The organism is Anaerocolumna jejuensis DSM 15929 (assembly GCF_900142215.1).
Classification (GTDB): Bacteria; Bacillota; Clostridia; order Lachnospirales; family Lachnospiraceae; genus Anaerocolumna; species Anaerocolumna jejuensis.
Map to the genome: position 1 here is coordinate 294789 of NZ_FRAC01000008.1, position 19407 is coordinate 314195.

The 19407-nt window shown below is 43.5% G+C and carries 21 protein-coding genes; 1 reads left to right on the top strand and 20 read right to left on the bottom strand.

The genetic code is table 11. From position 1 onward, the window contains the following. Positions 1–24 precede the first annotated feature (24 nt). The 19 genes from BUB77_RS07430 to BUB77_RS07520 all read right to left on the bottom strand — a co-directional run bounded on the left by BUB77_RS07430 (position 25) and on the right by BUB77_RS07520 (position 17500). Complete coding sequence (locus tag BUB77_RS07430; protein WP_073274368.1) at positions 25–864, bottom strand: N-acyl homoserine lactonase family protein; 840 nt, start codon at positions 862–864, stop codon at positions 25–27. A 334-nt stretch (positions 865–1198) separates the two neighbouring features. Continuing rightward, positions 1199–1804 carry a TetR/AcrR family transcriptional regulator gene (locus tag BUB77_RS07435; protein WP_073274370.1) on the bottom strand — a complete coding sequence of 202 codons (606 nt, stop codon included), beginning with the start codon at positions 1802–1804 and terminating at the stop codon, positions 1199–1201. 85 nt (positions 1805–1889) lie between these two features. Continuing rightward, positions 1890–2051: a 4'-phosphopantetheinyl transferase superfamily protein gene (locus BUB77_RS30980; RefSeq protein ID WP_408606385.1), complete on the bottom strand. Its 162-nt coding sequence runs from the start codon at positions 2049–2051 to the stop codon at positions 1890–1892. Between the two features lie 75 nt (positions 2052–2126). Continuing rightward, positions 2127–3701 (bottom strand): B12-binding domain-containing radical SAM protein, encoded by a 1575-nt coding sequence (locus tag BUB77_RS07445; RefSeq protein WP_073274372.1) that lies wholly within the window; start codon positions 3699–3701, stop codon positions 2127–2129. Further along, positions 3655–4506 (bottom strand): class I fructose-bisphosphate aldolase, encoded by an 852-nt coding sequence (locus BUB77_RS07450; protein WP_073274374.1) that lies wholly within the window; start codon positions 4504–4506, stop codon positions 3655–3657. Before BUB77_RS07450 ends, BUB77_RS07445 begins: the two co-directional genes overlap by 47 nt. Before the next feature lie 11 nt (positions 4507–4517). After that, entirely contained in the window at positions 4518–5615 is a 1098-nt protein-coding gene (locus BUB77_RS07455; protein WP_073274376.1) for a 3-dehydroquinate synthase II domain-containing protein, read from the bottom strand. Positions 5616–5638: 23 nt separating this feature from the next. Then, positions 5639–6358, bottom strand: coding sequence for a PIG-L deacetylase family protein (locus BUB77_RS07460; RefSeq protein WP_073274378.1), 720 nt, complete (start codon positions 6356–6358; stop codon positions 5639–5641). Positions 6359–6387: 29 nt separating this feature from the next. Beyond that, on the bottom strand, positions 6388–7362 hold the full coding sequence (locus tag BUB77_RS07465) for a radical SAM protein (RefSeq protein WP_073274379.1): 975 nt from the start codon (positions 7360–7362) through the stop codon (positions 6388–6390). Beyond that, positions 7355–7621 (bottom strand): acyl carrier protein, encoded by a 267-nt coding sequence (locus BUB77_RS07470; RefSeq protein WP_073274381.1) that lies wholly within the window; start codon positions 7619–7621, stop codon positions 7355–7357. Before BUB77_RS07470 ends, BUB77_RS07465 begins: the two co-directional genes overlap by 8 nt. Positions 7622–7626: 5 nt before the next feature. Beyond that, a complete protein-coding gene (locus tag BUB77_RS07475; RefSeq protein WP_073274383.1) occupies positions 7627–8553 on the bottom strand; it encodes a glycosyltransferase family 2 protein in 927 nt (308 codons plus the stop codon). A 19-nt stretch (positions 8554–8572) separates the two neighbouring features. Further along, on the bottom strand, positions 8573–9385 hold the full coding sequence (locus tag BUB77_RS07480; RefSeq protein WP_073274385.1) for an ABC transporter permease: 813 nt from the start codon (positions 9383–9385) through the stop codon (positions 8573–8575). Between the two features lie 3 nt (positions 9386–9388). After that, positions 9389–10198, bottom strand: coding sequence for an ABC transporter permease (locus BUB77_RS07485; RefSeq protein ID WP_084123979.1), 810 nt, complete (start codon positions 10196–10198; stop codon positions 9389–9391). Further along, positions 10199–11182 carry an ABC transporter ATP-binding protein gene (locus BUB77_RS07490; RefSeq protein ID WP_073274387.1) on the bottom strand — a complete coding sequence of 328 codons (984 nt, stop codon included), beginning with the start codon at positions 11180–11182 and terminating at the stop codon, positions 10199–10201. It lies immediately after the preceding gene. Between the two features lie 22 nt (positions 11183–11204). After that, the gene (locus tag BUB77_RS07495) at positions 11205–12176 is read right to left on the bottom strand and encodes a cysteine peptidase family C39 domain-containing protein (RefSeq protein ID WP_073274389.1); all 972 of its coding nucleotides are present in this window, start codon (positions 12174–12176) and stop codon (positions 11205–11207) included. A 12-nt stretch (positions 12177–12188) separates the two neighbouring features. Then, the gene (locus BUB77_RS07500) at positions 12189–13607 is read right to left on the bottom strand and encodes a class I adenylate-forming enzyme family protein (protein WP_073274391.1); all 1419 of its coding nucleotides are present in this window, start codon (positions 13605–13607) and stop codon (positions 12189–12191) included. Then, positions 13604–13882 carry a hypothetical protein gene (locus tag BUB77_RS07505; protein ID WP_073274393.1) on the bottom strand — a complete coding sequence of 93 codons (279 nt, stop codon included), beginning with the start codon at positions 13880–13882 and terminating at the stop codon, positions 13604–13606. Before BUB77_RS07505 ends, BUB77_RS07500 begins: the two co-directional genes overlap by 4 nt. A 190-nt stretch (positions 13883–14072) precedes the next feature. Further along, complete coding sequence (locus BUB77_RS07510) at positions 14073–14912, bottom strand: hypothetical protein (protein WP_073274395.1); 840 nt, start codon at positions 14910–14912, stop codon at positions 14073–14075. Positions 14913–14924: 12 nt separating this feature from the next. After that, complete coding sequence (locus tag BUB77_RS07515) at positions 14925–15902, bottom strand: peptidase U32 family protein (protein ID WP_073274397.1); 978 nt, start codon at positions 15900–15902, stop codon at positions 14925–14927. 17 nt (positions 15903–15919) lie between these two features. Further along, the gene (locus tag BUB77_RS07520; protein WP_073274399.1) at positions 15920–17500 is read right to left on the bottom strand and encodes a cysteine peptidase family C39 domain-containing protein; all 1581 of its coding nucleotides are present in this window, start codon (positions 17498–17500) and stop codon (positions 15920–15922) included. A gap of 208 nt (positions 17501–17708) precedes the next feature. Here BUB77_RS07520 and BUB77_RS07525 point away from each other — a divergent pair, with 208 nt between their 5' ends. Next, positions 17709–18602: an AraC family transcriptional regulator gene (locus tag BUB77_RS07525; protein ID WP_073274401.1), complete on the top strand. Its 894-nt coding sequence runs from the start codon at positions 17709–17711 to the stop codon at positions 18600–18602. A gap of 33 nt (positions 18603–18635) precedes the next feature. Here the strand turns inward: BUB77_RS07525 and fabG are convergent, their stop codons facing one another. Continuing rightward, positions 18636–19376 (bottom strand): 3-oxoacyl-[acyl-carrier-protein] reductase, encoded by a 741-nt coding sequence (gene fabG, locus BUB77_RS07530; RefSeq protein WP_073274403.1) that lies wholly within the window; start codon positions 19374–19376, stop codon positions 18636–18638. Positions 19377–19407: the final 31 nt, after the last annotated feature.

Consider the following 19407-nt stretch of genomic DNA (forward strand, 5'->3'; position numbering starts at 1 on the left):
GCTGGTCTTCCTGCTATTCCTGTGCTATAGGATGATTTCATGAGGTATCACATCTGGGTCATGGTTGGCCAGTGACTCCAGGCATGCTTCTTTCCGGCTCATCTCTTTAATCCATGCAATTGAAGCCATTGCCCCATCCCTGTCTAAGGCGGTTCCCGGCGCAATCATCTCCTTCCAGGACTTTTCCGCATATCCGCCATCTGCAAAAAGCAGTACATACTTGCCGTTATTATTAATCTTCATTGCTGCAATCCCATTTGTATGCCCCGGTATATTTATAAGTTCAATGGAGCCGTCGCCAAATAGATCATAGGATTTCCCCACCGGCCCCAGCCCTGTGTTTTTAAAACTAAAGGTATCTATTTGAACTCCATCCCACATACGCCTTGCATAGCGGACAGGATGCCTGACCGTATCCTCCATCTCTGTCTTGCTGACCATGATTTTTTTTGCCACCTTTACCAGCTTTAGCCCGGAAGCATGGTCCGTATGCATATGAGACAGGATTACATAATCAAGGTCAGATGGCTTGATACCCATCTCCTCCAACTGTTCATCAATGGCTTTCCCCTTTGGCAGCTTTGCCTGATTCAGCAAATAATGCCTGAGATACATGTGTTTTATTTGTGCTATTCTGCTGTATTTTCCCTCCGGACTTACTTCCCTGTGCCATCCCGTATCATATAAAATCAATCCATTCGGATGCTCAATCAAATAGACCGATACTGGCAGCCAAAGACGGTTTTTAGGATTTCTACCGATTCCCGTATAGGCAATTGGATTTTTGGATTTGCTTTTAAAGGGTAATGCAGGGTCAACACAAACCCTTCCTGTGTGTAATACATGTATTTTTATCTTCTCCATAAACACCTCCATCGCTGCATACCTGTTCGTTGTGGATTCTTTCATAGCTTTTACAGGTTTTTTTCCGCCATTCCATTAGCTTCTTTTATTCTAAGCTCTTTTCCTGCATTTTTCTGCGACAAAAACGGGCAAAGTGTCTAAACTTTGGCGGCGGTACGGCATGGGAAAAAGGGGCTGCCGCAAAAAGGCCATCCAATACCTGATATAGTGTACATAAATGAATTTATGTAAGAAATCTGGTATGAACTTTCTATTTTGCAACAACCCCTTTCGGGTTATCTATTGCTTTGAATATTTGGAAAAAGGTACAAAGTCCCCAGGCTTTGTCCATCCTTTAAAATATCTGCTGTATTTTCTCGGTCTTATAGTCCCATGCACGAATTGTGTTAACGATTATCCTGTTTACTCCTGAAATATCCACCTCATATGGATGCTGCAGCCAGAAAGTATAAGCTGCCATAATTTCGGAAGCCGCCATTTCAAGAAGCAATTTATTATTTTTTATTTCATTCCTTCCAAATCCTCGTTCCCAAACATGGTATTTTATAGCTTCTTTCCATTTTTCTATAAATCTAACATTTGGATAAGCTACTAAGAAACAATAAAATGTTTTTTTATATTCCTCCAGATAGAGCATCGTCTCTTCATAAAATGCAACACTGTTCTCATCATAGCATTTATTAACCATAATATCATGATTGAGTCCCAGTAATTTAATTATATGGTAATTCTCTATTTCCTCCAATAGCTCATCGACATTTTGGTAATACACATAAAATGTACTTCTTGCCACATGTGCCACCTGGCATAACTGTTTAACGCCTATCTCGTATACCGGTTTTTCTCTCATTAACAAGATAAGGCCTTCCCAAAGAGAATTTTGTGCTTCCGTGACTTTGCCGCATTTGATTTCTGTTATTTTTATAAATGGATTTTGCATTTATCTCAGGGTCCTTCCTATGGTAAGTTGCGGTATCAATATGCATCCATTAAAAGTCATGGACTGCCCTGTAATCGGACAGGTATTAACACTGTATTGTTTTTATTATACCATTAAATGGCGTGAAATGAATAACTCCCTGAATAAATTTAATACCCAAAATGCAGCGAATCGGAATACTTAACCCCTTTCCTACCGCTTTCACGTAACTTTCTTTTAATGTCCAAAAATCATAAAACAATTGCATTTACTTATCAATGGGTTCAGCTAGAATGACCTCATATATTAATATTTTCTCCGGCCTGTTCATGAAGCTGCATTTCTAAATAACCTTACTGGATTTCAGATTTATCCTGATAAGCCTTAGTTTCAGGTTTTCCGCCTCCTCATACAGCTTCACCATATCTTCCTTAAACATATCATAATTATTCCTGCATTCCTCCATATTGCACCTCATATACAAAGGCTCAAAATATTCTGCCATACGGTCGGCCAGCTTTACCTTCAATTCCTCCATAGCCTCATCAACCTTACCCAAATCACCTACGGTGGATTTCATACGGTAGAATAGATGGATGGTATCCCAGAACTCCAAATCCCTTACGGTCAATTCCTTTTTATCATGGAAATATTCCCTGGTAAAATCAAACACGGTCTTAACATAGGAATCTTCGAATTTATAATCGTAATATTCCTTGTAATCCATGGAGCCTTCCAGAAGTCCTTCGGATTTCAGCTGATGGAAAATAGGTGTATTATAGAAAATCCGCAGTGCATTGATATAATCATCCAAATGGAAATCCTTATACTTTACTAAAAACTCAAAGTTCTTTTTCATCTTATCCGCAGTTGTATGAGGATTTATCATAATGAATCCATAGATAGGGTCAATTCCGGCCTCCCGGAACAAACGGATGGCTTCTTCATTGTCCTTTGTTCTTGCACGCTTGTTATAATAAATCAAATCCTCATCATTGCCGGCTTCAATTCCAATAAGAATCACACGGAAGCCTGCTTCAAAAAGCAGTTTGATAATTTCCCTGTCTTCCGGAGTATCATGGAAGGATTCTGCACGGATGTAGCCCCGGAACCCAAAACGGACGGGATATTCCAGCAGGGCAAGACAGAGCTGCTTTAAACGTTCCTTTCCGATATCCCCCGGGTCCTCCATGCTGCAGTCTTTCAGGGCAAAGAATTTTACACCCTTTGTTTCATAGATATGGATAATTTCGTTTGCAATATCCTGGGGGCTTCTTCCGCTCCATTTCAGATTATGATTGGAAATTCGGCAGAAGCTGCAGTTGCCTAAGCATCCCTGAGAACCGCACAAATAGGCCGTCATACCATTCTCATATCTCAGATAGCTCCTGTCCGCCCAGGGAAACAAATTAATATCGGTATTGCAAAAGATCTTTCCCTCACGGTATTTCTGAGTCTTAATATGGGGATGCTCCTTGCCCAGCTCCTCTATGGTCTTTCCCTCTTCAATCCCCCTGATTAAATCCAGGAAGGGGTATTCCGGATATTCCATCAGTATAAAATCCATATCCCTGCAGTCATTTAATATGGGGTCTCCGGCTTCTGTGGCAAATCTGCCGGTAAGGCCTATCAAAGCATTGGGCTTTCTCTGCTTTAAATTTTCAGAGATGTAATAAGAGGCTTCCCTGCAGGTATTATCCCCATATAACAAAATGATGTCTGCCTCCGTATCCACCTTATGAAATTCCTCTTCGCAGGTCAGACAATTGATATACTCCAGCTGCACCGGAATGCGGTTCCGCCTGATAAAAGCATAGACTCTTCCGATATCGTTATTGTCAAGATTTTCATAATCGTTGTCAAAATCTTTTTTATCTTTTACTTTTTCGTAATATAAATTGATAATCTGCGTTCTCATTATATCTCTCCATTTCCATCAATATTTTGATTTCCTCCAGTGTTTTTCTTCTATGTACCAGGTCACTGACCCAGGTGACCAGCCTTCCGGGATTTTCGGACTGAAAAACATTTCTTCCTGCGGAAATACCGGATACACCGGCCTTCAATGCTTTATCCACATATTCCAGAAACTGCAGGTCCTCCATCTTTTCCCCGCCGGAGATTATGACAGGAATCTGAACCTTCTCTACTATTTCACCAAGCTCCTGTTCCTGCTTCGGACATGCGATTTTTACAATGTCAGCTCCAAGCTCCTGGGCAATTCTTGCTGCGTGGGCAATTTTCATCCAATCATTTGCATTCTGGTCTTCATCATTTCGGACATACATCATGGCCAGTACGGGCATGCCCCATTGATAGCAGGCATCAGCAATACACCCCAGGTCGGAAATCATTTCTGATTCATAGCGGTTTCCAAGATTCACATGAACGGATACGCCAATGGCCCCCAGGCGAACAGCATGTTCTACCGAGCTGACCAGGCATTTATGAGCGGCCAGACCTCCAAGATCCGTGGAAGCCGATATATGCAGCAGAAAATTGCCTCCCGCCAGCAGCTTCTTATTTCCTTCCAGCTGATAGAGGACTCCCTTATGAACGACAAAAGCATTGGTTTTTTCTACTCCAATCCTCCCAATTGATTGGATTACATGACTAAGGCCATCAATTGGCCCGGAAGTAACCGCGTGGTCCAAAGGAACTATGCAGGTCCGGCCCGTATCCGGCTGAATGATTTTACTGAAACGGATTTCTTTTCCTATCATGACCCTCACCTTCACTTTTCAATAATATCTTCCTCGATTTTTATTCCTACATGTCTTCCCGGCTCACAAACATAAGTCGCTAACTCGGTATTCTCTGTCAGAATGGATGCATTATAGGGCTCCCCCTTCATTCCAAGGACACGGATATGCCAGTCATCCTGTACAATGACATTAAAGAGCTGCCCTTCCGCTTCAACGGTAATTTTCAGCAGCGGCCTGGCTTCAATTTTAATTCTCCCAACAGAAACCTCCCTGGCATTTCCTTCATGATCAACAGCCAGCACCTTGCTTCCGGATTTTAAGTCGGTCAGATATTCCGTATTTCCACCGGGAGTCCATACATAAGAATGTACGGCTCCGGCATTTACACGGAAGGGCCTTAAATTCATGTAGGGCAGTTCATGCATTTCAGAACTGAGCAGGACTCCTCCCCTGGAAAATGAGCCAATGAGCATTCCTTCATTTTTTTTCAGCATGGAGGTCGTGTCAATACAGGCCCGATACCCCATTCCGATATGTTCCACCGCTTTTACCTTTCCCGGTACCAGCTTCAATTTTGTATGTTCCATACTTTCCACATAAGCATCCAATTCCAGTATTTCCCTGATATCCGTGGTGGACAGCAGCACGCCGTCTGCTCCGGCTTCCATTACATCAAAGGCTATTTTTCCATCCTGAGCCTTCTGCACTTCTTTCAACAGTATCGTCCTTTCATTTTGAAATGTGGCTATTAAAAGTTCCAGCGGAATATTGGTCACACAATCAAATTTAATGACGGCATAGTCATAATTTCCGCCCTCTTCATAGGCATAATCCAATCCAGGCCGGTCATTTACCAATACATAAATGGCAGTTTTATTGCCTCTTCTCTTTGCTTCCTCCAGCAATTCCTCCGAGCCGGACAGTACGACATCTCCCTCGGCCACAAAATCCATATCTTCCTGCTGCTCCACCTGAACAATGTAATGCATATTTTGTTTCATTTTATATGCGTTCCTGTTCTTCGCCTCCACCAGGATGTTCTCAATACCGGAATTGGATACCAGGGGCAAAACGGTTCCATCCTCCGGTGATAGCTTCCTTCCGTCAAACCATAATAACTTTTTCATTCTGCCACTCCTTTCTTTTCTGCTTAAAAAATACTGGTTAATTCATCTACAACACTTAAAAAGAATTTCTTTTCTCCATAATGAAAGGACTCAGCCTGAGCGATTGCCTTTAGATGCATGGATTTTCCCCGGTATACATTCAATGCCTCCGTTATTTCCCGGATATGCATGAATTTAAGCTGTGATTTATAATTTTCCAGCATCCTCATCTTTTCCGGAAATTCCTTTGTTATGTTAATCATTAGATTGGCATACAGGGGGCTCATTACCTCATACATGGCAACTGCCACTTCAAATTCCGGAAGCTGCTGCAGCGCTTTCTGCAAAAAGCCCGTTGTGTACTGGTGGTCAATATGCTGGTCCAGTACCCACGGTGTAAATATAATATCCGGCTGAAATTCCTCTATCACTGCCCGAAGGGAATGTATGGAATCGGACTCAAACAAATGGGAGTCCTCATGATTCAGGAAAATCTGCTCCACCTGCTTTCCTTCCCATACCTGTCTGGCTTCCTCATTCCGGATTTCCGGCTCGCCGCTCATAATCCCATAGCGCCCGTCCGTCATATACATAAGCTTTACCTGTGCATCTTCCTTCAGATATGCCAGGACCGTTCCGCCGCAGCCGATTAATTCATCATCCTGATGGGGTGATAGAACCAGAATTTTCTTTGCCGGAGGAAGTGCCCCAATTTTGGCCTGCACCTGGGTAATATTCCGTATCAGTAACTTTCCCTTTTCCATCTCATTCACCACTTTTTCATTATTTGACGTTAATTTAATGCCATATTTTTTATTTGCTTTACGACCTCACAATTGATATAAGCGCAGCTTTTTGTGGGGATGCAGCTCCTGATGGCCTCCTGTTCTTTCCTTCTTGCCTCCAGTATGCTTTCCATGCCATCCCTTTCAACATGTCCCAGTCCGAGGTGCTCCCCGTCCTTTATGTATACACAGGAGGAAGCATAGCCCTGACAATTGATATAAATGGCATCCTCCAGCCATACGCAATACCCTGCTTGTCCGGAATTTACTTTTACCGCTTCCTCAATCCTGGTAAAAAAATGCTCCGCAGTTTTATTTATCTGTATATGGCCCAGTCTGCGGAAATAATCCCTTCTTATCAGAAGCTGTTCCTTCCCGGTCAGATATTCTCCGTTTTCTTTTTCCGTATAGTGCCTGCTATACTCCCTGGAGGCATTTAAAAACTGAATGGAAATACCGCCGTCCATTCCCAGCTTCTCATACAGCATAAAAATATCATCCAGCTTTGAAGCCGTACTTTTTAGAACCGTAACGGAAAATCCAATGACCGGAGTCAATGTGCCTCTTTCTTCTTTTCTTTTTACCAGCCTTCTTATACCTTCCGTAATTTTATTCAAATCACCGCCGCGGATTTTTTTAAATTCCTCCGGCTCCGGTGATTCGATGGAAATATTCAGACTGTCCAGCCCGCAATCCAGCAGCTTCTCCACATTGGCAGCGGTTAAGAGGCTTCCGTTGGAAATACTTGAGACCTGGATGCCATGGTCCTTTGCATACCGGATCATATCGTAAATCCTCGGATGGAGAAACGGTTCACCCTCTCCCTGCAGTTCCATGCACTCAAGTTCCGGCATACGGTCAACAACGGTCTGAAAGCTGTGAAACTCAAGATCCCTCTGTTCCATATGTCTTCCGGAGCAAAAGGCACAGGTAAAATTACATCTGGTCGTCGGCTCAATCTGCACCAGTTTTACACTATTCATTTGCCAGAGCCCGTTTTTCCTCTATATAGTCGGCAATGTTTTTCAGAGTACGGAATAAATCCGTGCTTAAATCCTCGTCATCGATTTCAATATCAAATAAGGTCTCCATACGTACTACCAGTTCAATTGCAACAATGGAATTCAGGTTCAAGGACTCAATAATATCGGTATCTTCTGTAATACCGGTAAAGTCAACCTCCCTTCTTAATACGGAACTGATGGCCTGTTTGATTTTTTCATAGATTTCTTTTCTTTCCATAATTATCAATCTCCTTCATATTCATTTATTGTATGTGAATTTACATAATCCTTGTATTCCTCGATGCTCTTAATTTCTCCTGATAGCAGCTTCGGCAGAAAATATATTTTTTTGTCCGGGTGCATCCGGTAGAATTTATCATTGGATTTCCTCAGTGCATCCTGAAAATCCATGCGTGCATGCATCATGTGAAAATTGTAACCTTCTTCCAGATAAACAAAGGGGGTATGCTGCAGATAAAGCCGGTAACCCAGTTCAAAATCCTCTGCGCCCCACGCCTTACCAAACCCTTCGTCAAACATACCTGCCCTTTCCAGCAGCTCCTTTTCACAGGAAGAATTGGCTCCGGTAAAGGAAAGCCATTGGTATTGCGCCAGGTTATTCTTAAAGATACTTGCTATGTTCTTTTCAATTAATGTCTTTTTACTCAGACTTTTGATATAGGATATATCCTTTATTTCTTCTTTCCTGATACAATACCGCCTTATCAGGACCAGGGACTCCCCGTCCAATTCCTCATAGGCCTCTCCCGTAGAGGGGTTTTTAAAGAATTTTAGAAAAGGCAGATTATAAATCATTCCATGGGCCGCACAGGGCCGTTCCTGATGGGCTGCAATATGTGCTTCCACAAAGGTCGGTGCTGCAATCATGTCATCGTCACAAAAAATTATCAGCTCTGCCCTTGCTTCCTCGACCCCTCTGTTCCTGGCGGCGGAACGCCCTTTGTTATTTTGCTCTATGTAGCGGAGTGAAAATTCTCCTTCCCACTCCTGAAGCATTTCCCTGGTCCCATCCGCAGAACCGTCATCCACCAGAAGCACTTCAAAGGTATCCGGGCTTACGGTCTGATAACGGAAGGATTCCAGTGTCAGAAGAAGCCGTTCCTTTTTATTAAAGGTAGGTATCACAACGGCTGCTTTCAATTTATCCAAATAATCACCTCCTCTTGTATTAACTGCTCGCACTTGAATAGCTGCGAATCGCTTTTTTCCACACCAGCCTGACCAGAATGATACAGAAGACCGGTGCGGTAATTCCCCATAATATTGCCCTCTTATCCAGCTTTCCGACAACGAACAGAAAGGAATTATTACTGATTAATAAGATAGGGAACAAAAAGGTTCCGATGTTCCTCATCCACTTTTTATATATTTGCATTGGCATGGAATTTATATTCCACAGGGAATCCGATAATTCATGGACAGCGGAGCCGTTAATCGTCCAGAAGCACAATAGCTCCGGTATCAGGGTAACGCAATATGCCAGAATGATTCCCGTAAAGAGAAAGCCTATATAGCCCAGCAGATTTACTGCCGTCACCGGAATATGCGCTTTTTGCCATCCTATTACGGTGCAGATAATTCCTGCCAGAATATTCGGGATAGCGGTTGCAATGTCCACATTTCTGAGGGTAACCATAAACTGTAAGGAAACAGGCTTGGTAATGAACATATCCAGGGTTCCTTCCCTTATATATTGCTGTATCATGGAAAAATTGAAAAAGAACAGGGAAACATGAATTCCAGACATGATTATAAATGTTCCGGAATACAGCAAAATATCATCAGGGGTAAATCCCTTTATGGTAGAGCCGGCGTTATAAACAACCAGAACATACAGCAGCTTCGTAAATAAAAATGCAACCTCCACCGCCATGCTCATAAAGAAGTTCGTACGGTATATCATGAGTTTGATCAGGCAATTTTTCACGAATTTAAAGTAAATGGATATATGCCTGCCGATTTCTTTGAATATGTATTTCATCCCTCAGCCTCCTACCGCCTCATATTTTCTTAGCCCGATTTTCCAGAGAAGCTGAAGCATAAAGGCCAATATGACAATCCATGCCACCTGGATACAAAGACTCGGAAAAATATCTCCTATGACAATGTTTCCGTTTAAAATATTAATCGGGAAATATACCGTATACTGAAACGGAAGGAACTTTAGTACCGTAACCACCTTTTCACCGAAGATGTCAAGAGGAAAGACACCCCCGCTGGCAATGTTAATTGCCAATCCCAATATCAGAAAGGCTGACCATGCCTCGGTTATCCAGAAGGCAACGGCACTGACCATAAACCCTAAGAACATATTGATCAGAATCCCCAATACCACTGCTGCCGCAAAGTAGAGCAAGCGTACAGGAGCCACGGAAAAAAAGGAGTTTGCCTTCGCCACAACTAATATAATGGCAAGAATAACGGTAAATACGGCACTCTGCACCGACTTCTGTCCCAGAAAGCAGCAGAACTGATACCTGAAATAGCCAATGGGCTTCACAATATATTTATTCAGACCTCCGTCACGGATATCTGCCGCAACGCTCCACTCACAGCCGGCTGCCATGAGCTTGGAAACAACTCCTGCCAGAATGGTATACATAATCATGGATGAATAGGTATAGCCATAGACCCTTCCGGTCGCTGAGCTTTCAAACATTGCATTCCACAGGAACAGCTGGGTAATGGTAGGCACTATGGTGCTGAATATGCTTAATATAAAATTAAACCGGTATTCCATGGAATTCTGCAGTCCTATCTGAAAGGACCTGAGATACATTTCCTTCTTCTTCACTTATACCTCCTCCTTTTTATAGAGTAAGGTAATTCCTTCTTCCACCGGAATGTCTTCCACATTAAAATCATTGACGGGTAAATCCTGCAGCAGCTTTACAGCGCAGGCCTTTACCTCATCCTTTCCCACCTGTAAAGTAAAATTCATATTTTCATGTTTTATGATCCTTCCGTATTGTGCGATGGTATCCAAAGGGATATCAGAATCCAGCTGGAACTTCAGCAGCTTGTCATCTCCAAAGATACCGTTGACCTCCTTTAATTCCCCGTCATAGACAATGGAACCGTGATTCATGATAATCGTCCGCCTGCAAAGCTTCTCGATGTCATTCATGTAGTGGCTGGTGAGAATAACCGTTGTCTTGAATTCCTTATTGTATTCCCTGATAAAATCCTGAATATTTTTCTGAGAAATAATGTCCAGGCCTATGGTGGGCTCATCCAGAAATAAAACCTTGGGCCGGTAGATCAGAGAAGCAATCAGCTCCATTTTCATACGCTCCCCCAAAGAAAGCCGTCGTACCTGAACATTAAGCAGCTCCTTTACCTCTAAAAGCTCTGTCAGGTAATCAACCATTTCATCAAAATCCTTCCTGTCAATTTCATAAATGCACCGGTTCAATTCCAGCGATTCACTTGCCGGCAAATCCCACCAGAGCTGGTTTTTCTGTCCCATTACAATAGAGAACTGCCTTTTAAAATTTTTCTTCCTTTCCGACGGGCGGTATCCCATGACAGAAATTTCTCCCGCGGTTGGATATAAGATTCCCGAAAGCATTTTTAAAGTAGTCGTCTTCCCGGCACCGTTCGCTCCCAGAAATCCGACCACCTCTCCTTCCTTTACCTGAAAAGATATATCCTTTACGGCTTCTCGGACTAATTTTTTTCTGGTGAACAAGCCTTTGAAAGAATTTTTCAGCCCTGCCTCTTTCTCGTAGTAATTATATTGCTTATATAAATTCTTAACCGTAATAATCTCAGACATATCGTTTTCCCTTCACCCGTTGCTAGATTAGTGCTTTCATCAATTCTTCCATTTGTTTTATCCCCTGCTCCTCCAGTAATATTGCTTCCTCCAGCCTCTTACCGATGCGCTGCTGCAATCCAGGGTCTTTTGAAATACTTAGCTTAAAGGTCAGATTTGTAATTTTCGTCCACTTTTCCTCTAACTCCGCATAAAGTGATGCACAAGCCTGTCCTTCCCGGCTGGGCCATCTTTTTTCAAGCTCCTGTAAAAACAAGTGCAGGTTCCGCCTGGTTTTATATAAGCCTCCGCCCCGGTTCATTTCATAGAAATAATCATATATCACATTAAAATCCCGGCAGGCTTCAAAGACTTTCTTATATTCTCTCATTCCCTCAATGCCAAAATACTGCTCCTCCAAACTGCTGGTCTTCCGTAAATTATCCACCACCTGCCGTAGGCCTTTTACTGCCATTTCCTTCTCCGTATACTTCCAGCCAGGCCTTGAAGGTGCATACTGGATTTCAATTACTCCATCCCGGAATAGCAGCTCCTCCGATTTTTCTTTTTGCATAATACGCTTTTCATTATTAAAAATTTCAAAGCTTGCTTCTGTTTCCTTTTGTATTACCGCCATCACCCAAAGATGGTTCTTCCCATAGTTGTAAGCCAGGGGAAGATAATACTCATCCATCCACATCATAGGTACCATGCCGGCCCGAAGCAATACCCCTGCCCGTACCAGGGCCTCTTCTTTCCCGGTAAACCTCTCCGTTACCAGCGGTTCCTTAAGATATTCCACAAAATGTGCATACAGTCCTTCAAATTCGTCGCTTCTTCCATTGACCACCGAGGGAATCCCGGTCTTCAGGGTGGTAAAATAGAATCCCATGACACCGAGCATTCCACCCAGCCAATATTCTTCCTGCTGCATGTCAAAATTACTTAAAAAGGTTTTCACGTTTGCCAGAAAGCAAAAATCACCTTTCTCTTCACTTTCCTTCTGTGTTTCCATGTCTGCCTCCTTTTATAAGAACCTGGGCTTTCCAAGACCGGATTTTTCAATCTGCTCCACCCAGGTAATGCAGCTGGGCACCTTGTATGCCGCAAGATTCTTTCTGCAGTAATCCGCCAATTCTTTTTCTGTCAGGCTCTCCCGCTTCTTTACAACAAACGCTTCCACTGCTTCCTCGAAGTTCTCGCTCTTTCTGCCCTTTACAAAAGCATCCCCGATATCCGGGTGCTGCTTCAGGCACCGTTCCACCTCAACGGGATTGACCTTCAGCCCGGTTATATTAATCAGACGGTCTGCCCGTCCCTTTATGCGGATATATCCATCCTCTATCACACAGATGTCCTGGGTAAGATATCCTTCCCTTTCAAAGGGAAGCTCTCCCATATATCCGGCGGATATGCCCTTACTGATAATCATCAGGGTCTTATTACCGTCTTCGTCACAGGGTATTAATTTACAGTCTACATTCTGCAAAGGCTTTCCGACATAATTCACCGCTTTTTCCACATCATTGCTTAAATTAATGGCAATGGTTCCTGTCTCGGTGCTTCCATATTCCTGATGGATTACCCGTCCTGTCAGCTGGTTGAATTTTCTGAGGCAATCCGGATTCAGCCTGCTGCCTGCCGATATGCACACCCTGAGGCTGCTTAAATCATAATAGGAAGCATACAGCTGGTCATTCATTAGCTGGTACATAAACGGAACCCCATGAAAAACCGTAGCTTCTTCCTCCTGGATGGTCAAAAGCACCTTCGAGGGTACAAAACTGCTCATAAGCAGCAGCTGCGCTCCTCGGTAAAGGGCCACGAGCATGCAGGAATCAAAGGCATAGGAATGAAAAAAGGGCGTAACTCCAATAAATTTATCCTTCCATGTAAAATCCATGGTTTCCCCATAATTTTTCAATGCCTCTTCCAGATTCCTGTGGGTGTTTAATACCCCCTTGGGCTTTCCGGCGGAGCCTGAGGTGTACAGTACTGTTGACAGCTGGTCCTCCTGGAAATCCTGTCTTTCCAGATAGCTCTGCAGGTCAGCCGGAAACTCCTCCATCCCACCTGCCTCCTCTGCGAAAACAGTCTGCAGGGCATCTGCAACCTTCAGATTATCCCTCTGTTTTCTGGTGGTCAGTAAAAGAGTAATGTTATTATCTTTGATAATATCTTCCATTTCCTGCTTCAGTTTGGTATCTGCCAATACGGCAATACCTCCGATAAGATTTACCCCAAAGTAAGAAACCAGCTGTTCAATACTGTTATTCTGCCATATCAGTATCCGGTCACCGGCCCTGCATCCGCCGGATATCAGATAAGAGGCAAAGGCTTTTATCCTTTTTTTCAGTTCCCCATAGGTTATTGCTTCTTCTGCCGTTTTACAGGCAATCCGGCTGTCGTCAATAGCCGGATTCCTGAATATGATATCGCTAATCATGCCAGCTTCCCCTTTTGCTTAAGGCTTTCTAATACATAATCCGCAATGGCATCCACCGAATTCATCTTATCGTATTCCCAGTAATCATCCTCAATTTGAATCTGGTACTCCTTTTCCACCTCGGTCAACAGCTGTAAGAATACCAGAGAACCGACCTGCAGCAGGTCCCCGGCCGTATCCTTTGTGATTGCGATATCACCGGCCTCGGGTATTTTATGGTTCAATATGTACAGAATGTTTTCTACCACTATCTCTTTCTTCATACTAATAACCATACCTTTCTCATAGCCTGCAAACTTTGAGCCGCAGGCACAAATTTGCTTATGAAAATTGCTTCTTAATTTTCACATTAACTGTTATGCCTTCCCAGCACAATCTTGTGTGAAAATTGCTTCTTAATTTTCACATTAACTGTCATGCCTTCCCAGCACAATCTTGTGTGAAAATTGCTTCTTAATTTTCACACTAACTGTTATGCCTTCCCAGTATTTCTTTGATACATGCAGCAGTTTCCGCATCAAATGTGGAGAATACCGCTTTTTCATAGCCATCCCAGGTAACCGACGGCTCCATTGATTTCATCAACACGGCTCCTTCCAGCATCAGCTTCGGATACCTCTCCTTTTGCTGAAGGTTTGCCGGAGTGACCTCATATTCCTGATTCACGCAGTAACTGCTGCAATCCCTGCCCTTTACTGCCAATTTTCTGTCCCGGACAATCGGGCAGGCTCTTGAAATGGCTGCAATGGTCTGGTCCATATATCCGATAATTTCAAAGCCCTGTTCCTTGATTTTTTTCAGGCTATTTTCTTCCTTCTGAAATACGGTCGTTTCTATCCCTTTTATATTCCAGTTTCGGAACAGCTCCATTTTCTCCTGCTGATAAAAATTATTCTGGGCAAAATATTCCTTGGCCTTATCCTCCTCTTCCGCCACATGGAGGTCCCCCCATACCCAGCGGTTCACACTCTTTGTCAGCAGACGTCCCAGATATACCGGTGAAGCTTTCCCCAAATCCGGGCGCAGCTTATAGAGTAATCCCAGATCGTTAATGCTGACGGCAAGTCCCTGTTCCAGAAAGGATAGGACCTTTTTGTATTCATAATCCATCACTCCCATATTGACTTTCGGGCTGATATAATGAAATTTTACGTCCACGCCGCCGGCTGCCTGCTGTAACTCCTCTAATTCCGGAATCCGCTTATAGCATCCGTAATCCCCGAACATAATCCACTGAGGGTTAATCCCCCTCTCCAATGCTTCCTTCAGCTGCTCTGCACTTTTCACATAAAAGCCAATCTCCATGATTTTCGCTCCTTACAGTTCATCCAATCCTATATAAGAACCGGTCGTTAATCCAGGTAAGTATTTGCACTGCTGCTTCCGGCAGTATACTCTTCTCCACCATTCCGGCAATACTTCCCCTCGCAGGGCATTGTATTCCTCTGCCGTCATTTGCTTTTCCCTCAGGGCATGCAGCAGCTTTGAATAAACTGCCGTAATCTGATAATTCATATCCATATCCAAGTCCCGCCCAACCAGCTTCGTGGCATAGACTCCGGCTTCCTGCAGCCGCCGCATGGAGCAGACACTGCAAGCCAGGGAAGCATTTAAAAATTGGCAGGAATGAGTAAATGTGCCGTTTTCTGTAACATCATAAACATTTCTGCAGGGAACTCCCAATAAATCTGCCGTCTGCTCCCCGAAGTTATGCTTCAGGTTGCAGTCATCATAAAAGGAGCAGCCGTAATGTCCGAAGATTTCTATTTCCAGCTTCGTACTCTCTGTCAGCTCCATGATTTCCTCCATGGTCAGCTGATAAGACAGTACAACCCGGTTTACACCCAGCTCTTCCAGACAGGCAATCTGTTCCTTATTGATAATCTCAAAAAAGGTACTGGCTGCGATATGTATGTTAATTCCTTCTTTTCTTAATATCTGTACCGCACCTAAATCGGCAACAATGACAGAATCCACTCCGGCCTCCATGGCATCCGTAACATATTTTATAAACAGCTTTAAATATTCCCGTGAGCCGTCCGGGTTATTAGCCAGGAAGGGAAGATTGGCCGTGAACATGACCTGGACGTCCTTCTCATGGGCATACTGTACGATATCCTTTAATTCCTTAAAATCCGGACAGTTCCTTTCGCCCTTCGGATTCAATCTGCCCCTGCCGTTGAAGCTGAGATTATGAAAGGTGCTGCTGTCTGCTCCCAGGTACAGCTCTTCGCCTCCTGCTTCAATCTGTCTTACCGTTGATTCAAAATTGTTTACAGGTACCAGTAATTTCATGCTCATTTCTCCTTTCTTCACTGCTTATAGTTTCCAAACGACATAGCCAGAATGATAACATTGGGACAAACAGGAAGCTTGATATTTTCAACAGCTTTTTTCTGTATTTCATATGCCATTGCATATATGCCCACCTCCCAGGTGTGCTCCTCTATATCATCGATTAATCCGCAGCGTCCGCTCCAGATCATCGTCTCTTCCGCAAAGGGATTAGGAAGGGTGGAATCCGGGATTTGCACAGCAATTGCTTCACAGGTTCCATCCTGGTACTGTACCTCGATTTCTTCCTCAAAGAAACACAAATCCCCATAGCCCATTAGCAGTATGCAGTCATGAATGCCGCAATCGGTCTTTATCACCTGTCCATTGCACATGATACTGTCTTTTCCTTTTCCGGAAACCGGTTCATGGCTGAATTCCATGGTCCGAAGCTTCCACTGCCTTTCCTTTGCCTTATCGTTAACAAAGTAAAAATGCTTCATGCCGGAAATGCCCCTTATGGATTTCTTGTCCTGATACACTCCAAAGCACTGGTTATTAAAATAAGCCTCTACGGGAATGCTCTGGATGCTGGCAAATTCTTTTCCGGGCATTTTCTCCGTACTCTGTCTTAAATTTTCATGCTCTCTCTTTTCCTTCCAGTTTCCCAACAGTACTGCCGTTTCTTCCTCCAGGTCCGCCACCATTTCCACCCTTCTGATAATCCGCTTCATCAATTCATCGGTATGTTCCATGTAATGACCTTTTATGAGCATTCCGCGAATCTGGTTCCAGGAGTCTGCGGCCTTATCCATATGCTCCTTCACCTGTATAAGATTGGCATCCTGATTCTGCTCCAAAATGTAACTCAGAAGCCTTGCGAAATCCAGACGGTCTGCTAAAATACCACTGATATTGAAAATGATGGGCTCCACCCATATTCCTCCATGGAGGTCATTAATTTCCTTCTCCAGGTCAAAGTCTTCCTTCATAGCTATCCCAAGGCGCCTGATATCTTCAATATCCTTCCATTCATTGGTATTTCTTCTAAGCTTCCTGAGACAGTACTGTACCATTTCCTCTATGTCTACTTCCTCCGTATATTCCGGAAGGCTGGAAAATATCCAGTACTTTCCGTTATTCCCCGCAAGAAAGTCTTCAAAGGATATTTCCGAGTCCTTCTGGCCATACATATTATCCAGGCAGTAAATACACTGCTTTTCCCTATCCACACCGACAACCATGATTGCATGGGGAATATGGTTTTCGAACTTTTTATAGTGTTCATTCCAGGAATAGTAATAGCAGCTTATAAAAACCATTACCGGATTTTTACGGTTGGTCTCCCTTTCCAGAATCTCTATCAGATCATCATCTTTTCCCGCCTCGCTCCGGAATACATCAATTCCGTGATAACGTTTCAGATAATTCATGTTTAGTATGGCGCGGCTCTTAATCCGCTCTCCCACCATATCCTCGGAAGCCCCTTCCCGGTACTCAAAACCCCAGGAACCGGCAAAAAGCATCTCATACCGCCTCCCCAGTGACATGGCATAACAGGCAATATTCTGATCATAGCAAGGCATATCCTTAATTTTCTGCATAGGTATATCAATCATTTTTTTACCCTTCTTTTCTTATTATTCGGCAAGACAGAACAGCTTTCAGCAGCCCATGCCATCATTCCCCTCTCCTTCAACTTTCTTTACATTTGGAATATTTTGTGTTATTCTGTTAACAGCATACAATTATTTTGGCGCTTAATCTTGAATATTGTTGCTGTTTTCTAACACTATTTTGATAAATTTTTCCAAAAGGAGTTTTCATATGGTTCATGAGAAAGTATATGAGGAACAAATGCATCACAAAACAGCAGAGCTTCCCATTGCCCTTCACCGGCTGGAATACCCAGAAGGCACTGATATTCTGTTTTATCTGCACTGGCACCAGGAATTCGAATTTCTGGTCGTAACCGGCGGATACATAGAATTTACCATTGAAGACCGTACCTATACACTCTCACCAAATGACTGTGTATTTATCAATTCAAACTTCTATCACAGTGCTCGTGCTTCTGCCAAAAGCAAGTGCAGCTTTTTTGCCGTCGATTTTTCTTATGAATTTCTTATAGAAAATCTGAATACCCATTTTGCAAGGGAATATATCCGGCCTGTACTGAACGGCAATATCATATTTCCCGAAATGGTCCGTGGTAAGGCCGCTCCCCCAGACAGCTGGCAGGCACAGGCAATTGGTCATCTCCAGGATATCAACTGCTGCCCGGAAGATGCCCTGGCTGTCCATGAGTTAATGATTAAGACCCGTATCTACCAGGTATGGGAACTTTTTTATATCCATGCTGTCTGTAATAATAAGCAAAGCACAATGGAGCTGATGGAAAAGAACCGGCTGAAACCGGTACTGGATTTTATCCGAGAAAATTACTCATACGAAATCACCCTGTCCGAGCTTTCCGAACTGCTTCCTATGAGCGAAGGGCAATTCTGCCGTGTTTTTAAAGATGTCATGAGGCTCTCACCCTTCCAGTATCTGATGCGCTACCGTATCATGCAAAGCTGCAGCCTGCTCATTGAAACGGACAAAAAAATAGGAGAGATTGCGAATCTCTCCGGTTTCAATAATATCAGCTATTATAATCGGGTTTTTTATAAAATAATCCACTGCACGCCAAAGCAATACCGCCTGTACTACAATGAATAGGGACATTACCTGAATATTTACAGTTCCGCTGCCTCACATAACCATTCCTCCATCCACATGGATGACCTGTCCTGTTATGTAAGCTGCTTTCTCTGAAGCCAGAAATACAATTAAATCTGCTACTTCCTCCGGTGCTCCGAATCTTCGTAACGGAATTTCCTCCAGTGCCGATTCCCTGATCTGCAGGGGCAGGCGGTCGTTCATGTCCGTCTCAATAAATCCCGGTGCAATGGCATTTACCGTAATATTCCGATAGGCAAATTCCTTTGCCGCCGATTTCGTAAATCCGATAATACCCGCTTTGGAGGCGGCGTAATTTGCCTGTCCCGCTATACCTGTAATTCCGGCAATGGAAGAAAGATTGATGATCCTTCCTTTCCTCTGCTTCATCATCTGCTTTGAAACCAGCTTTGTCATATAAAAGGTTCCCTTCAGATTGATATCTATTACCGTATCAAAGTCTTCCACCGTCATATTCCGGATCAGCCTGTCCTCGGTTACTCCGGCATTGTTGACAAGAATATCGATTCGTCCGTATTTTTCCATTGCATATCCTGTCAAAGCTTCACACTGGGTAAAATCCTTCATATCGCACCGGACTGCAGATAGCTCATAGCCTGCGTCATTCATTTCCTTTTGGAACTCTTCTGCCTTTTCCCTGCTGCTGCGGTATGTTACGATTACCTTTCTATCAGCCTTTGCCAGGGCAATAGCTGCTGCCTTACCAATTCCTCTTACTCCGCCGGTGACGATGGCTGTTGTTATATCCGACATGCGGGACCTCCTTTGAAAGTTGATCTGAAAT

Bases quoted from the DNA above. Each gene is read 5' to 3' on its own strand.
- BUB77_RS07445 (WP_073274372.1), bottom strand. From the start codon at position 3,701: ATGAGAACGCAGATTATCAATTTATATTACGAAAAAGTAAAAGATAAA.
- BUB77_RS07500 (WP_073274391.1), bottom strand. From the start codon at position 13,607: ATGATTAGCGATATCATATTCAGGAATCCGGCTATTGACGACAGCCGG.
- BUB77_RS07520 (WP_073274399.1), bottom strand. From the start codon at position 17,500: ATGATTGATATACCTATGCAGAAAATTAAGGATATGCCTTGCTATGAT.
- BUB77_RS07515 (WP_073274397.1), bottom strand. From the start codon at position 15,902: ATGAAATTACTGGTACCTGTAAACAATTTTGAATCAACGGTAAGACAG.
- BUB77_RS07510 (WP_073274395.1), bottom strand. From the start codon at position 14,912: ATGGAGATTGGCTTTTATGTGAAAAGTGCAGAGCAGCTGAAGGAAGCA.
- BUB77_RS07465 (WP_073274379.1), bottom strand. From the start codon at position 7,362: ATGAATAGTGTAAAACTGGTGCAGATTGAGCCGACGACCAGATGTAAT.
- BUB77_RS07495 (WP_073274389.1), bottom strand. From the start codon at position 12,176: ATGGAAACACAGAAGGAAAGTGAAGAGAAAGGTGATTTTTGCTTTCTG.
- BUB77_RS07450 (WP_073274374.1), bottom strand. From the start codon at position 4,506: ATGATAGGAAAAGAAATCCGTTTCAGTAAAATCATTCAGCCGGATACG.
- BUB77_RS07460 (WP_073274378.1), bottom strand. From the start codon at position 6,358: ATGGAAAAGGGAAAGTTACTGATACGGAATATTACCCAGGTGCAGGCC.
- BUB77_RS30980 (WP_408606385.1), bottom strand. From the start codon at position 2,051: ATGCAATTGTTTTATGATTTTTGGACATTAAAAGAAAGTTACGTGAAA.
- BUB77_RS07430 (WP_073274368.1), bottom strand. From the start codon at position 864: ATGGAGAAGATAAAAATACATGTATTACACACAGGAAGGGTTTGTGTT.
- BUB77_RS07470 (WP_073274381.1), bottom strand. From the start codon at position 7,621: ATGGAAAGAAAAGAAATCTATGAAAAAATCAAACAGGCCATCAGTTCC.
- BUB77_RS07480 (WP_073274385.1), bottom strand. From the start codon at position 9,385: ATGAAATACATATTCAAAGAAATCGGCAGGCATATATCCATTTACTTT.
- BUB77_RS07435 (WP_073274370.1), bottom strand. From the start codon at position 1,804: ATGCAAAATCCATTTATAAAAATAACAGAAATCAAATGCGGCAAAGTC.
- fabG (WP_073274403.1), bottom strand. From the start codon at position 19,376: ATGTCGGATATAACAACAGCCATCGTCACCGGCGGAGTAAGAGGAATT.
- BUB77_RS07525 (WP_073274401.1), top strand. From the start codon at position 17,709: ATGGTTCATGAGAAAGTATATGAGGAACAAATGCATCACAAAACAGCA.
- BUB77_RS07490 (WP_073274387.1), bottom strand. From the start codon at position 11,182: ATGTCTGAGATTATTACGGTTAAGAATTTATATAAGCAATATAATTAC.
- BUB77_RS07455 (WP_073274376.1), bottom strand. From the start codon at position 5,615: ATGAAAAAGTTATTATGGTTTGACGGAAGGAAGCTATCACCGGAGGAT.
- BUB77_RS07505 (WP_073274393.1), bottom strand. From the start codon at position 13,882: ATGGTTATTAGTATGAAGAAAGAGATAGTGGTAGAAAACATTCTGTAC.